At 47.7% G+C, this 16,060-nt stretch carries 9 protein-coding genes; 2 read left to right on the plus strand and 7 right to left on the minus strand.

Going from position 1 to position 16,060, the window contains the following annotated elements:
* The first annotated feature begins 173 nt into the window (after positions 1–173).
* The gene (locus PBAL39_RS22430; RefSeq protein WP_039867487.1) at positions 174–626 is read left to right on the plus strand and encodes a hypothetical protein; all 453 of its coding nucleotides are present in this window, start codon (positions 174–176) and stop codon (positions 624–626) included.
* Between the two features lie 96 nt (positions 627–722).
* Here the strand turns inward: PBAL39_RS22430 and PBAL39_RS22435 are convergent, their stop codons facing one another.
* From PBAL39_RS22435 to PBAL39_RS25205, 7 genes are all read right to left on the minus strand, one after another.
* Positions 723–1,604: a hypothetical protein gene (locus tag PBAL39_RS22435; RefSeq protein WP_008245972.1), complete on the minus strand. Its 882-nt coding sequence runs from the start codon at positions 1,602–1,604 to the stop codon at positions 723–725.
* Positions 1,605–1,744: 140 nt separating this feature from the next.
* Positions 1,745–2,836: a glycoside hydrolase family 43 protein gene (locus PBAL39_RS22440; RefSeq protein WP_232282999.1), complete on the minus strand. Its 1,092-nt coding sequence runs from the start codon at positions 2,834–2,836 to the stop codon at positions 1,745–1,747.
* A gap of 1 nt (position 2,837) precedes the next feature.
* Positions 2,838–5,276 (minus strand): glutaminase family protein, encoded by a 2,439-nt coding sequence (locus tag PBAL39_RS22445; protein WP_008245974.1) that lies wholly within the window; start codon positions 5,274–5,276, stop codon positions 2,838–2,840.
* 117 nt (positions 5,277–5,393) lie between these two features.
* Positions 5,394–7,238 carry a glycoside hydrolase family 2 protein gene (locus PBAL39_RS22450; protein WP_039867462.1) on the minus strand — a complete coding sequence of 615 codons (1,845 nt, stop codon included), beginning with the start codon at positions 7,236–7,238 and terminating at the stop codon, positions 5,394–5,396.
* 62 nt (positions 7,239–7,300) lie between these two features.
* Positions 7,301–8,002, minus strand: coding sequence for a DUF3823 domain-containing protein (locus PBAL39_RS22455; RefSeq protein WP_008245976.1), 702 nt, complete (start codon positions 8,000–8,002; stop codon positions 7,301–7,303).
* A 24-nt stretch (positions 8,003–8,026) separates the two neighbouring features.
* Positions 8,027–9,955, minus strand: coding sequence for a RagB/SusD family nutrient uptake outer membrane protein (locus PBAL39_RS25200; protein ID WP_008245977.1), 1,929 nt, complete (start codon positions 9,953–9,955; stop codon positions 8,027–8,029).
* A 9-nt stretch (positions 9,956–9,964) separates the two neighbouring features.
* A complete protein-coding gene (locus PBAL39_RS25205) occupies positions 9,965–13,150 on the minus strand; it encodes a TonB-dependent receptor (protein WP_008245978.1) in 3,186 nt (1,061 codons plus the stop codon).
* A 337-nt stretch (positions 13,151–13,487) separates the two neighbouring features.
* On the opposite strand from PBAL39_RS25205, the gene PBAL39_RS22470 reads away from it, so the two are divergent.
* Entirely contained in the window at positions 13,488–16,043 is a 2,556-nt protein-coding gene (locus tag PBAL39_RS22470; RefSeq protein WP_008245979.1) for a two-component regulator propeller domain-containing protein, read from the plus strand.
* Positions 16,044–16,060 lie beyond the last annotated feature (17 nt).

The following is a 16,060-nucleotide window of genomic DNA, read 5'->3' on the forward strand; positions in this document are numbered from 1 at the left end:
GAAGCAGGTCTCAGGGCCTGCTTTTTTTATGCGGTCACCAGGTTCCTAATGCCCCATGCATGAGCAAGGTTTTTCTGTTCTTGATCTCGAAATGGATTTTTGGCTTATTTTTTCCTAAATTGCGTGGGTATAAAGACATTCGTTTCTTAAGAGGAACCTTAATCGCTATGATAATGAAAAAATACCTGCTGATTTCACTGATGTTTATGGGTTTAGGCGCTGTTGCCCAGACTCAAAAAATGCCTACCGCCACCGAAATGACCACCAAAACCATGGAGGCGCTGGAGAAGAAAATCAAGTTAAATTCTACCCAAAGGAGCATCATTTATAACTACAATCTTGAATTGTCAAAGGAGCAGCTGGAGATGGCAAAAAAACGGCAGGCCGGTACTTTTGATCCGGATGATGTGACCAAATACTACAAGCTGCAGAATGATAACAATGATAAAATCAGAAATATCCTGAAGCCAGAACAACTGCCGGAATATGAGAAGTTTCTTGAGGAGCAAGTAAACGGTGGTGACAAAAAGAAGAAAAAGAAAAAACGTGGAAAAGATGAGGAAGAAGAAGTCGTTACGGGGATTTCCGGGCTGAAACTCCCACCAACTCCGCCGCCAGCACCATAGGTTGTTCTTTCATCTTGGCGCGCTGAGCCCCGTTACCATCAAAATATCAGAAGCAACAGGTTTGGGCCTGTTGCTTTTTTTTACTTGTAAAAATTGCTACGATAAGCTATCCCGGTCTTTGTCTTCTAGTTCCTTTCGTATCTGTTGGACTAATTCAATCGGTACCCCAACTGCTTTAGCAGCCTGTTCATCGGAAAACCTACATTGTTGAATGAGGTTAATGACGATAGCGTGATTTCTTCGTTGAACTCCCTGTTGAACTCCCTGTTGAATTCCTTTTTCAAACCCTTCGATATAATAAGGATCTTTTTCTGCTTTAAATTTTGTAATTGTTCCCATAGCTGTTTTAAATTCTGATTGAAGTTTCCGAAGTTGTGTCAATACACGTAGTTGTTTTAAAAGCTTGTTGGTAGTCAAGTCCCCGTCTGGATTTTTTTTTAGGCGTTGCATGATCTGGCTGATGACCTCCGTAGGGGGGACTGCGCCAAAATCGCCAAAGATGGCGAGCAGCTGCTGTTCTGGTATCTCTGATTTGAGGAACAACTGATAGTCATACTGCCGCAGTTCAATCATGTGATAGCTGAACTTTAACTGCTCCTCTTCAATTTCTGGAGAAATCTTCTGGTTGCTGTGTTCCAGAAAGATCACATACTGTTTTACCAGGAGGTTATATTTCCTGCGAAGCATAGCCCTGTAGGTTAACATCCTGTTGGTCATACAGACATCCTTCCTGGACTGCCATTCGATATGCAGGATGTAAGTTCCGCCCTGACTATCCGTGATCTTGCTGAGTTGATCAGGGATGACCTCGTTGGTATATTGTATGCTTTCCGGCAAATCTTCCCTGTCGATGATTTTTATCCCAAGCAGGTCGTTGATAAGTGCAGGCAAGACCTTCTGCATATTCTCCCGGACAATTTTATCATAAGTCTTTGACTGTTTTGAAATGGGGCTCTTTATGGTCGTGTCTCTCTGCATCTGTTAAAGCTTTCAATGCGAGTCTATAGATAATAAACCAAATAAAACAAACAGTTGCCTTAATATTAAAAATAAAATTTAATTGAAATTCCGGGCGGGTTGAACTCATTTATTGTGATGACTTTTTCGAGTTATTCTTATTATTCCGAACTGTTTTTTAAGATAAATCCGAAACTTTCCGGCAGTATTTCAAGTTCTTCGATCCCTGAAGAATTTTTCACAAACTTCCCTTTAATTAAAGCAGTAGCCCTTGGTGAAACCCGGGTATTGGAGTGGTGCGTATGGAATACATATTGCAACTGTCCTTTTTTGTCTGTGAAGAAGTCGCCATGCCCGGTGCCATTGTATTTCAAAACATCCCTGCTGATGACTGGATTGTTTTCAAACTTTTCCCATGGACCCAGAGGAGAGAGGGAGGTCGCATAACCCATCGCATAATCCGGATTCCGGAAATCATTTGCCGAGTAAAACAGGTAATACAAATTTCCCCGTTTGATGACCGTTGGGCCTTCCGTTACCGGCCAGTCGGTATGTGCAGTGTTTTCCCAGGGCTGAGTGCCAGCAATGCACTCCCTGGCGGTCTCAGGAAGGACGTCGGAGAGGTCATCCTTCATTTCAGCAACATATATCCTGTTGCCGCTGGTAAGCCTCACATGGTAGAGGTAGTTTTTACCATCCGTATCTGTAAAAAGAAATGGATCAATCTGTTTACCGACACCGGAGATGGCTTTATGCTGTTCTTGTTTGAATGGACCAAGCGGGCTGTCGCTGGTGGCTATGGCAATCTGCTCATCAGCGGTATACGCCATATAATACAATTTCCCACGTTTGAAAATCTGGGGTGCCCAGAAGCCTCCGCTACCAAATGCATCGCCTTTCGCCAGGGCAAAGCCATTTTTCTTTCCTGCAGGGCCCGACCATTTCTTCAGGTCTTTCGATTGATAAACAAGAAAGCCCTTTTCACTGCTCGTTCCATACAGATAATACGTACCCTGATCTACAAAAATCGTAGGATCAGCAAGATAAATCGTATCAGAAACGGGCTTGGTCATCATAGTATTGTGACCAATACTCATCAAGGTGTCACGACCACTGCTCGTTAAAGTATCATGGTCAATGCGCTTCGATGAAAGCTCATGATCTTTTTTTATTATGCTCTTTTCTGCTGTAAAAGCAGAAGCCTTGCCCATGCATACAGCAAAGGCAAGGCTCCATATCAATAGACTTTTCAAATTATTTGTCATTTAATAAATCATCCAATAATTTCATGGAATATCCAGCCACCACACTGCGGGCCTGGAAGCCTACCTGTTTGCCATCAGTAGTCTCATGCCAGTCGTTCAAAGGCACACGGCTAGGTGTTTCAAGTGCAAACTTATGGATTGGGCGCACAAACTTCTGGAAATCCTCGTCATTGTCCGTCAATGTAGCCGTCCACATGATCCAGTCAGACTTGGTATACGTTTTTCTGCTGTCCAATGGCAAGCCAAAAGCATTTTGTTTTGTCAGGTAGTAGGCAACTTCTTTCCTGAAAACCGATTCAGGGAAGATGCCCAGTTTTAGTACTTTGTCCCACACCAGGTTGTATTTCTGACTCCATGTACCTTTTTTGTCGAAGGTCAGGGCATAGTGGTCGCCATCATCCGCCATGGTCATCCATTTTTTTGCCATCTCCTGGGCCATTGTTTTGTACTTGGCCGCAACATCCTTGTGTCCCAATTGATCCGCCAGCATGGCATATCCGCCCAGCGCCACAATGGCTTTCACTGATAAGTTCGCATTACGTGCCAGGTGACCGGCGAAATCATCGGTACACAGCTGGTTGGCAGGGTCGAAACCTTCCTTACTCAGGTAGTTTGCCCAGACACTCAGTGTTTCCCAATGTTTCTTTGCATATTCAGCATTGCCCTCTACTTTCGCTAAAGCTGCCGTCAGGATGATCATGTTGCCCGATTCTTCCACAGGCATATCCTCACCATACGTCTGTCCGTTGGCCAGAGGATAAGTTCCCAAATCATGTGCTGCAAAAGGTTTTTTCCATTTGCCACTTTCGCTGTATTCGAAGATGCCATTCATCATTCCTTTCAACAGGTCCGGGTTGTATACCAGGAACAACGGAGCAGAAGGATAGGTGATGTCTACCGTATTAATTGAACCATTACTGAAGTTCTCTTTTGATAAGAAAAGAAGCTCTCCTTTCGGACTTTTTACCAGTTTGTGTGCCGAGATCGACTGACGATAAGCAAGGTCGGAAAGGTCTGCATATTGCTCCCCACCAGCCTTTACATTGGCCGCATGGAACTTGGCGTCAAAATCTGTGCACTGCTGGATCACAGAGGCATACTGCTGGTCCGCTGCTGCCAGCTGTTGATCGATGGTCTGGTCATTGTTGCTGTTCCACCATGGTCTGAGGTCTTTACCGAAGTACTGCACGGATAGCAGGTCATCATAAGCAAGCATCAGATGTTTTTCCACTTCTGTACCGCCAACTTTGAAAGGCAGGACGGTCGATAACACCAGGCTTTTGCCTTCAGCAACATTTGTTGCCGGTTTACCACTGAGGTAACTTGCCGTTGCATTTTCAGCGTTGCTGATGTACTGGCGTGCTTCCGCATTTTCAGGAGCGGCGACATACATGTAACCCCAGTCGATGCGCACATCGTCACCCCTTGTTTTTAATACGGGTTGAGCTACGGTACCCGCTTTTAACACGTTCAATGCGCCGGATTTGTAGGCTTTCGTCGTCACCTGCTGGAACGGAGTGTTTACCGCCAGCGTTGTCGATGCACCGAAGTATACCGAAGCATCATGCACCTTATTGTCGTTCGCTTTAAGGGCAAAAGATACATAGGATACCGGTCTGGACACCAGGTTCAGGTCGTTCATCAATAATGGCGAGGTGAAGGTCACTGCCAGGTCTGTGCTGCCCAGGTCGAACTTGTAGATCGTCTGTGTTGCATTTACAATGACCTCTTTCTGTTTCGCCAGGATCACCCCATCCGCAGGCATTTGTTTCTCGTAAACCAGACCAAAGTCTGCCCAGGAGATGCCGCCGGTGTTCACCACATGCATGGTAATGATGTTGGCGCCTTTTTTCAATACCGATGCCGGCACAGGGATATAGGTGAACTTGCCATTTACACAATGACAGTCATATATTTTTGTTTCGTTGATGTATACATCCGCATCATCATCGTGCGCAATCTTCAGTTTAAGGTCTTTAAAGTCCGTACGGTCCAGGTTGAAAGGACGACGTACCCAGATCTCCCTGCTTTTCCATGCTGTCTTCGCATTTTCATCGCCAAAAGGAGCGGAGCCCGCTTTCCAGTCGCTGTCTTTAAAGCCCGCTTTTTCCCATCCATCGGCAGGTTTGCTTTCGGTATATTTTGCGGTGTAGTTGACTTCGTCTGATGCAGGCAGGATGGTCAGCAGTTCAGCCTCCTGTTTACCCAGGAAGCGGTAGGTCTTGCCATCTACCTTTACCAGTCCTTGCAGCGACTGGTTCGCACCGGTCCAGTGTTTGGTGGTGCTGGCGTTCAGGCCATCGCTGAACGACCACACGCTGAAGTAAGGATCATGTGTGATCAGGGGATAGGCCGGGGCCTTCCTTTCCTGTGCGTTCGCTTCAAATAGCAGCGCAGCCAGGAATAAAAGAGAGAATATTCGTTTCATTTGTTTGTGTTTGTTAAAAGCCTTGACCCGACCACAAGGATCAGGTCAAAGCTTAAATGATTATTGATGTTGCAGCAGGATGAATGACCTGCTTTTCATCTGATAAAAAGATGTTGTTTACTTCTGAATGCTGATTTTGTACAGCGGCTCATGCACTGCTTTCAGTTTCGCTGCAGGCACTTTGATCACTTTCCTGTCGTAGCTGATGAAGCCGTTCACTTCGCCTTCCACATCCGTAGTCTGTGTGTATACTGCTGCTGATAAACCTGCAGGGATCAGTTCCGCCAGGTTTTTCATGAAACCTTCATACCTCACAAAAAGCTCATCTGCATTTTTGAAACTCTGGTATCCCCAGTTGTCTTTCTTCTGCCATGAGTGATCCGGCAGGGGCAATCCCAAACCACCGAACTCACCCAGCACCAGGATCTGCTTTTGACCGAAAAGATCCGGACGTGGCATTGCTGGCTGCGGATAGTTGTGTAAGTCGGAGATGTGTCCGGTAGTGTAGTAGTTACCACCACTGGCACTGTTTACCAATCTTGAAGGGTCTTTTTTCATCGTCCATTCCGTCACCTCAACCGTCTTGAACTGTCCCCAGGCCTCATTGAAAGGTACCCACATCACGATGGAAGGGAAGTTGTACAAGGTATTGATGATGGCATCCCACTCCTTATGGTAATAGGCTTCCGATTCAGCAGTACGTTTTTTGTCTGTATTGGCATGATAGATACCAGGACGGTTCTCCCAGCGGTTACCTAAGTCGCCACTAGGCATGTCCTGCCACAGGAGGATCCCTTTTTTATCGCAGTAGTTGTAATAACGTGCAGGCTCCACCTTGATGTGCTTGCGGATCATGTTGAAACCCATTGCAATCAGCTGGTCGATGTCATATACCATCGCCTCTTCTGTTGGCGCAGTATACAGACCATCCGGCCACCATCCCTGATCCAAAGGACCATACTGGAACACAAACTCATTGTTCAGCATCATGCGTTGAATGCCACTGGCATCCGGCTGCATGGAGATCTTGCGCATGGCGAAGTAGCTGTCTACCGCATCCACAGACTTGCCTTTTCTGACCAGGGATACTTTCAGGTCATAAAGGAAAGCGTTTTTCCCCGACCATAATTTCTGGTTTTTGATGTCAATAACCGCAGTGGCAGCAGCATCAATCGTTTGCTCGCCAACTACGCTTTTACCGTCGAGAACAGTAATCTTCAGCTGATCGCCAGGCGCGGCATTGGCCACATCGGCACTGATGGTGATCGTCTTTTTGTCTATATCCGGTGTATGTTTCGTAGACACGATATGGGCTTTAGGCACAGCTTCTAACCAAACTGTCTGCCAGATGCCCGTTACCGGTGTATACCAGATGCCTTCCGGTTTTTTGACTTGTTTTCCCCTTGGCTGAGGGCCATCATCCGTAGGGTCCCAAACCCTGACGCTGATCTCCTGCTTGCCGCCTTTTTTCAGGAGGCCGGTGATGTTGAAGGAGAAAGGGTCGAAACCACCTTCATGCGTACCGGCACTCTTTCCGTTAACAAAAACTTCCGTCTGCCAATCGACCGCTCCAAAGTGTAACAATACATCCTGTTTGGTCAGCGATGAAGGGATGCTGACAGATGTGTTGTACCATAGGGTGCTGTCTTTGCCGACAGTCCTGGCGACGCCCGAAAGCGCCGATTCCACTGCGAAAGGCACGAGGATGCTGCCTTCGAACTTTGCAGGTTTTGCGGATGTTTTGGGAACAATCGCATAGTCCCACAGTCCGTTCAGGTTTTTCCAGTTGTCCTTGCGTACCAGCTGTGGCCTTGGGTATTCCGGAAGGACCGACTTAGGGTCTACCTTTTCCGCCCAGGGGGATACGATCTTGTCTCTGTTGAGCTGCCAGGTCTTCTGCTGCGCATTCACTGCGGAGTAGCTGAGCATCAATAGGAGTAGTGCCGATAGATTTTTTCTCATTGTGTGTGTTTAAAGTTGAATTAAGCGTATTTAGTTATAGTTTCATTTGATATTAAAGCGGTTTACAGTTGGATCTTCTGCAAGGGTGAGAAGATCATGTCTTCGACACCAGAGATCCTAACCCCCACACGTGCAAATACGTAATTCTGTGCAGGCGTCATCGCAGGGATGGTCACCGACAGGCTCATGCTGGCGGGATTGGTGATGTCTGCTCCTGCAATGCTGGTGGAAGCAATGTTGTCAGCACCGGAAACAAACTGCGTTTTGTTGACATACACTACCACCTGGTCAATGGCTTTGGCATCAGCACCAGTGATGATCTGGTCGACGCGGAAGGTGGCCGCCAGGGTCATGCCTGTTGCTGTAAAGGTGGCATTCCTTACCATGTAGTAAGGTTCTACCTGAAGGTCAAGTGTCTGGGCGCCATTCACAGCAACGTTGAGCGTGTCCCTGCCGCCAGAAGCATTCTGTCTCCAGCGGAAAGGGCCGTTGCTGCCAGGGATGATCAGCTTGTAGTTCCCGTTAAATAGCAGTGCGGAGTAGCTGCCATCCTGTGCGAATGTCGCATTGATGGCGCCGGTTTTACCAAAACCAGGCTGATAAAGTTCCAGGGGAACCTCATTGTATTGCAGCCCGATCTCTTCATTGTTGTAAAGCACGCGTCCGGTAAGCTTGGACGATGGTTCCTCAAAATTGTCTTTCTTACATGCAGCGAAGCCAAGGGCGATCGTCAGCAGTAGTATATGGTGGATATTTACTTTCATAACTTTTATCAATTAACTGGCAGATTATTGGTTGGGTTGTTTGACGATCTTAGGATTTGCCGACAGGATACCATCGTTGATCTGCGAATAGTAATTGCCAAGCTGGAACCTGCTGGCTCCCGTAACTACATTCGGACGTACCTCTTTGAAGAGCCACTTGCCATTGTTAGCGTTTCCTGGATTGTAGTATTTATATGGCCATAATCCGTAAGGCTGCGTGTTCTTTTTAGTTCTCAAACCGATATTGGCAGTCAGGTCGGCGACAGACATTGCCTCGCCATTCCATACTGCTGTTGCCAGGCGCCAGCGTTTCATGTCGTACAGCGTATGACCTTCAAAGGCCAGCTCTACGCGGCGCTCATGCACAATCCTGTCGAACGTAAGGGCTGTTAATGGCGTAACCAGACCCGCACGCGCACGCACCTGGTTGATGTATCCCAGTGCTATTGGTGTTTGTCCAAGCTCAAAAGCAGCCTCTGCAGCATTCAGGAGAACCTCACCAAAACGGTAACGGATAAAGGCAACGTCACTCTGACGTCCTCTTCTTCCTGAGCCCACTGCCGGATCCAGGTATTTCCTGTTGTAGAAACCAGTCTGTGTCCTGAATTCTTTTCCATTGATGGGACCATCTTTTCCAACCACCTGCACCAGTGTATTCGTGCCAGGGAGGGCCAGGAGGATACTGGCATCACTGCTGGTGAAGATGCTGCCATCGGCCAGCTGATAACCTGCCCAGATGTCTGTACGCGCACCCTTGAACAGTGCATTCGGCAACAATACTGTTCCCGCCAGACGGGCGTCCCTGCCGGCGAAGATGTCCTGCTGATTGGTATAGAAAATCGCATTTCCGCTGCCATCCCTTGTTGCGAGCGGCGCGTAAGTATTGTTCAGCAGCTCAAAAGACTGTACCAGGTTGAGTGAAGGATTCAAACGTCCTGCATCACCACCCTCGTCGGAGATAGAATAGGGTTGTGTGTTGGTGGTATAGCCATGTACCTTGCCCGTGTTCACCTTGAAATCTTCCACGAAGATCGACTCCAGGTTGGCGCTGCTTTTGTCAATGAAAAGCGCCGCAAAGTTGTCCGAAAGGTCAGGAGCAACTTTGTATAGTGCATAACCACCCGCCGTACCGGTAATGATCGCCTGTGCTGCGGTCAGCGCTTTGGTATAATAACCATTGGCCATAGACACCGGGATGCCTACTTCTCCGCCAGGCAGACTTACCTGAGGTGTTGTTGCGCCATATTTGGCAATTGATCCGGCATATAAGGCTGCGCGGCATTCCATCGCCAGTGCAGCACCTTTTGTTGCTCTTGATTTCTGTGTTGCTGATGTCGGTAGCAGGTCTTTGATGGCTTCCGCCTCCGCAATGACAAAATCGTAGATTTCTGACTCCTTGGATCTTGGCGTTTGGAGGTTGGTCACCACACCACTGTAGTCGTACACCTGTGAGGCTGTGATCAGTGGTACACCACCCATTCTTTTCACCAGCTCAAAGTAAAAGTTGGCACGAAGGAAACGTGCTTCGGCGATAAATCTTGTTTTGTCGGCTTCGGTAAGTTTCGGCGCTGCCGTAGCCCTTTCAATGAAAAGGTTCAGGTCGCGGATGTATCCGTAGTCCCATCTGCTCCATTCCGAGAAGCCCCAGCTGTTCCGCTGAACGATGTTGTAGCTGCCCCCTTCCGAAGGAAAAGCATCGCTGAAATCGGCGAAGGTCTTCCATCCCGGAACACCATTGTCGCCGTTAGGATCGGCAAAGCCGTCCAGGCTGGAGAAGTCCAGCTGTCTGTTGTATAAATCCCCAATGATGGAGAGTACCAATGCAGGGTCTGAGAAGGCGAGCTCATCAGGGATGACCTGTTTAGGTGGTACATCTAAAAAATCACTGTCTTTTTTACAAGCCCCTGCGAAAAGGAGCGCTGTAAAGGTTAAATATATATATATCTTCTTCATGATGATCGATTAAAAAGTAAGGTTTAGGCCCAGGTTGACAATTTTGTTCTGAGGGAACTGAAGACCGTTGTCGTCTGCCACCTCAGGATCCAGGTTGAACTCTTTCAAGTTGTCGAACGAGAACAAGTTGTAGGCATTCAGATAAAATCTGGCCCTTTTGATTTTGATCTTCTCCAGCACAGATGCAGGAAGGGTATAACCGAATTCAATGGTTCTTGCCCTCAGGTATTTCACACTGTGTAACCAGAAATCGGAGTTATTGGCGTAATCGCTATGTGAGGTACCTGGATTCACCCTGTTTGCAGGATATTTACCAGGGATCCACGCGCTGTTCACATCATACATGTTTTCGCGGTGCCACCTGTCTTCGAAGATGGAGTTCAGGTTACCGTTGTTCTGGAAGGCCCAGCGCATTTCATAGTTCTGGAACCAGGTATAACCGGCACCTCCGGAGAAGTCCGCATGGAAGTCGAATGCTTTATAAGCTGCACCAATGGTAAATCCGAAGTTGATGTTTGGCTGCCTGCCATATCCGAAGCCAATCGGGCGCTCGTCATACTGGTCAATTTTTCCATCCCCATTCTGATCTTTGTAGATCAGGTCACCTGGCAGCAATGTTCTGTTGCCCTGACCATCGATGTTGACTGCATAGTTGTTGATCTGATCAATAGATGTGAACTGTCCTTCCACCTCATAACCCCAGTCGATGTTGCTGTAGCGGTTTTCAATAGAGTTGCGGTACTGGTCCCAGGAATTGAAGAATATCGGATTGTAAGTGTTTAACGATTTCGAACGGGTAAAGGATACGTTACCACCCACGTTGTAGCTCAGTTCTCCCACCTTGTTGTTATACGCAAGAGATAGCTCTTGTCCGTATTGGGCATCGCTATTTACGTTTTCCTGTGGCAAGGCATAACCCAGCTCCTGAGGGATGATCAGGTCATTTCTTTCACCCAGCAGGCCAGTTCTTTTCCTGTAAAAGTATTCTACGCTACCGGTCAGCTTGTTGTCCAGCAAACCAAAATCTGCACCGATGTTAAAGGTACGGCTCTTCAACCAAGAGATCCTGTCGAAAGGCACACCCTTATCTCTGGATACGATAATCGCGTTGTCATCAAGGATGACCGTTCCCTGGTTGTAATTGTATCCAGGCAGGTAGGCATACGGAGTTACAATCGGCTGGTTTGGATCATTAGGGTTTCTATCATCACCCAGGATACCATAAGAAGCTCTGAACTTCAATTCATTAAGGATTTTAGACTCACCCAGCAGGTTTTTCATGAACTGCTCTTCGGTGATTCTCCATCCTGCGGATACGCCCGGGAAATAACCTACACGTTTGTCAGGCGCGAAGAGATAAGAAGCATCCCGTCTTGCAGAGGCTTCCAGGTAATATTTGTTGGCGTAGTTATAGTTGATCCTTCCGATGTAACCGATACGGGTTTCGATGTCATCAGAGTCATCGTACCTGTCCGCAGTAGGGAAGTAGATCAGCGGCAGGTTGTTGGATACTGGCGAAGAGTGGATGTAATTGCGCAGGTGTTTCAGCTCAATGCGCTCCGCAACGAGTGTTGCGCCCAGTGAATGTTTGCCAAAGGTATTGTTATAGTTCAACTGAAACTGACCAGTGGTTGCAAATTCTTTTTTCTGCTCACGCTCACGGTAAGGGTTGTTACTGCCACCTGTTCTTTCATAGATGTCCGTTTCCGGTCTGTAAGTGTAGGTGTCGTAGGTAAACTCGTGGTTGTTCAGTACATAATCTGCCAGGTAGTAGGAATATACAGCTTTGGCGGTCAATCCCTTTACTCCAGGGATCTGGTATTCTGCATTGAAGTTGGTCTGCAATACGCGCCAGTCATTCCTATAAGTACCAGAAAGGGCCTTATTGAGGAAGGCGTAGTTGGATTCGTTATTGGTGATGGTATTCAGGTAGGCCGGGTTGTCGTTGGCATATGGTCTTTCCAGCGGTGTGTTTCTCAATACAGCGAAACGCGCCAGGAAGTAATCATCTCCACCGGGAACACCAGGGTTTTCACGGCTTTCGATCCGTCCGTTGATGTTTAACCCTACTTTAAGCCCTTTGGCTACAGTAGCGGTAATGTTCGACTGGATGTTGCTCCTGTTGAATTCATATTCCTTTCCAATCACCGAGTTCTGGTAGAGGTTGGTCGCGGAAACGTAGTAGTTCACTTTTTCTGCTCCACCGGTAAAGTTCACGTTGACAGAGTTCTGAGGCGCATTATTATTGCTTTTCAGTACATAATCTCTCCAGTCGAAGCTGCGGTAGGCAGGGTCTGTGCCCGCCTGATATTTATCAAGTTCAGCCTGGGTGATGCTGGTACTGCCAAAGCTGTTGACCTCTGCGTCGGCCCTGTAGCGCATGTAATCATAGGAAGTGCGGACTACATCCGGGAAGCGCGACCAGTTTTGTGCGCCATAATAGGCATCCACGTTAATCTGACTGTCGCCGGCTCCTTTTTTCGTCGTCACCACCACTACACCATTTGCTGCACGTACCCCATAAATGGCGGCAGACGCATCTTTCAGGATAGAAATGCTTTCAATATCATTTGGCGCAAGGTTATTGAACTGGCCTTCATCCTGTTGGATTCCATCAATTACGTACAATGGGCGGCCCATGTTACGGATCTGGATGGCGGCGCTGGATCCCGGACGTCCGTCCGTCTGCCTGAAGGTTACACCCGGAAGCTTTCCCGCCAGTGAGGTACTGACGGTCGCTCCACCATGCACACGGCCGATGTCTTTGGCCGTTACCGTGGCAATGGAACCGGTGATGGACTCTCTCTTCTGAGAACCGTAACCGGTCACAACAATCTCTTCGAGGTTCTGGTTGTCCTCTTTTAGCTTTACGGTAACGCTGGTCTGTCCGTTCAGGGGAACTTCCTGAGTCACATAACCGACATATAAAAATACCAGCGTGGCATTTTTATTTTCGACGCTCAGCTTGAACTTACCCTGGGCATCTGTTAATGTTCCTGTTTTTGTGTTTTTTACTTTAACGCTCACGCCAATCAGCGTGGTCCCTTTGTCATCGCTGACAGTTCCTGATATGGCCGTTGCCTGAGCAAAACTCTCAGCGGAAATAAAGAAAAGGGGAAGGCAGAATAGAAAGGCTTTTAGTGGGAGCCACTTGAAGCCCGTTGCTCCGCCTAAGGAGTGTAACGGTCTTTTCATAAGATAAATATTTGGTGATTCAAATATGCCGGTTTTTGTAGCTGACCACTTCTCGTTATCGTATCAATATTTCTGCAATTCGTATCATTCTGTGCAGGGGATACTTGCAGAAGACGCGCTGCGGAGCTTTTTCAAAACGATGTTGTTGAAGGTTCGATGTGCTTACCGCCTGTTCTGACTGAAAAGATTTATTAGTTTGATATATTTGTTTTTCAGCAGTACGATGTACTTTCGCGTCAAGAGGTATTTTAAGGTCTCCTTATCTTTGATGGGTAGAATGCCTTTCCATAGATAAGCTTCCTTGTATTGCCGGATATTTAGCCCCCTACTAACCAAATTGAAAAAGCTAACCTTATTTCTGTTCCTGATCTTCAGTGCGGCCCTGCTCTCTGCACAGCCCTACTATTTCAAACATTACCAGGTGGAAAACGGGCTGTCCAACAATACGGTGTTCTGCAGCACGCAGGACAACAATGGCTTCATGTGGTTCGGCACCAAAGATGGCCTCAACCGTTTTGATGGTTATTCCTTTAAAACCTATCGCCATGATCCGGCACAGGTCAATAGCCTGGGCAACGACCTGATCCAGTCTTTACATAGCGACAAAAATGAGGGTCTCTGGGTGGGCACTGCCAATGGCCTCTACCATTATGATCCGACCCAAGAGGAGTTCCACCTGATCAAAGAAACGAAAGATATGGCAATCAGTGAGCTGGAGGTTGACCCGAAAGGTGATGTCTGGCTGATTGCTTTATACAAGGTCTATAAGTACGACGTCCAGCGGAAATCCATGCGGCTGATGGCAAGTGATGCACCTTTCGCCGCTTCATTCTTGTTTTGTCGCGAGAACGGGGAGATGCTCAGCTGTAGTGCCAATGGTACCATTCATCGTTTTAACGCGCAAGACCAGCGGTTTGAAAACTGCAACTTTGTCGATAAAAAGCAATCGTCGGCCTTAGGCTGGATCGCCTCCATCCAGGAAACGGCAGACGGACAGTTCCTGATTGGTACTGTGGATGCGGGTATCAAATTGTTAAACCCTGTGAAGCGCCAGCTGACAAACCTGGTGACGATGAACAAGGACAAAACGCACATCTTCGTGCGTGACATGATGAAATTGAATGATCATGAGTTCTGGATCGCTACGGAGTCCGGAATCTATATTTATAACCACCAGACGGCTGCGATTTCTAACCTGCGCAAGGTCTACAGCAACAGTTACGCGTTATCAGACAACGCGGTGTATTCGATTTGCAGGGACCGCGAAGGGGGAATGTGGGTGGGTACCTACTTTGGCGGGATCAACTACTACGCACGTCGCAATGCGATCTTTAACAAGTACTTCCCTATTCCGGAGCAGAACTCTATTACGGGAAGTGATGTTCGTGAGCTCAGCAAGGATACGCATGGCAACTTATGGGTGGGTACTGAAGATGCGGGACTGAACAAGCTGCACCTGAGCAGCGGACAGTTTACGAGCTTCAAACCTGATGGTACAGGCAATAGCATTTCCTATTCGAATATTCATGGCCTGCTGGCTGATGGCGACCGCCTCTGGGTGGGTACGTTTGAGCATGGCCTCGATGTGCTGGACATCCGGACGGGTCGGGCGATCAAGCATTACCTCGCCGGAAAGGGCAGCGGACTGCGTTCCAATTTCATCTTTACCTTCCATAAAACCAGGGCTGGTGTAATCCTGATTGCGACCACGGCCGGGATTTATACTTATGATGCTGCAAAGGATCACTTTGACCTGATCCCAGGCCTGCCGGTGATGTTTTTTAACAACCTGCTGGAAGATAGTGAGGGGAACATCTGGGCGGGAACATTTAATGAAGGAATCTATCGCTTCCGATTGGGTAAACCTGGTTATGAGAACTTCAGGAGAAAGGCGGGCAACAAAAAGTCTTTGAGCAGCAATACCATCAATGGCATTTTCGAAGATAGCCGCAAGCAGATCTGGGTCACTACGGATGGGAGTGGCTTTTGCAGGTACCTGCCTCAGCGTTCAGAATTTGAGCATTATACGGTGGAAGACGGACTGCCGAGCAACTTCCTGTTTAAAATTCTGGAAGATGAGCAACACCGGTTTTGGATCAGCAGCACTCGCGGACTGGTCCGCTTTAACCCGGAGACGAAAAAGGTTAAAGTCTACACCCGGTCGGACGGTCTGATTACCGACCAGTTCAACTACAACTCCGCATTTAAGGATGAACATGGAAGGATGTATTTCGGCAGTGTGAAAGGGCTGATCAGCTTTCAGCCACAACAGATCAATGACGATGCATATACGGCCCCGGTATTCATGACGGGTTTTCATATTGAGAATGAAGAGAAAGAGGATGGGCAGGGGAAATCCTTCCTGCACCGCTCCCCGATTTATGCGGATACGATTGTGCTGAAGCACAACCAGTCGTCATTCAGCATCGACTTTGCTGCCCTGAGTTATTTCTCTTCTGACATGACGGAATACGCTTACAAGATGACGGGACTGTATAAGGACTGGGAATACCTGAAGACCAACAGAAAGGTTTATTTTACCAAGCTGGCGCCTGGCAACTATGTTTTTGAAGCCCGCGCACTGGTCAATGGAAGCACGGTATGGAGCAAGAAAAATGTGCGTATCTATATTAAGGTGCTTCCGCCATTCTGGAAAAGCCTGCCTGCCTATCTGATGTATGTTTTCCTTTGCCTGGCTGCGGTTTCCTTCCTTGTACACCGGTATCACAAGCGACAGGAGCGCAAGAACAGACGTCGTATGGAGGTCTTTGAGCATGAAAAAGAGAAAGAGATCTATCAGGCGAAGATTGAGTTTTTTACCAATGTGGCGCATGAGATCCGTACGCCGCTGACCTTAATTAAAGGGCCGATGGAAAAACTGATCAAGCAGTGAACGAGATTCCTGCAATG

The sequence above is a fragment of the Pedobacter sp. BAL39 genome (assembly GCF_000170795.1).
GTDB lineage: Bacteria > Bacteroidota > Bacteroidia > Sphingobacteriales > Sphingobacteriaceae > Pedobacter.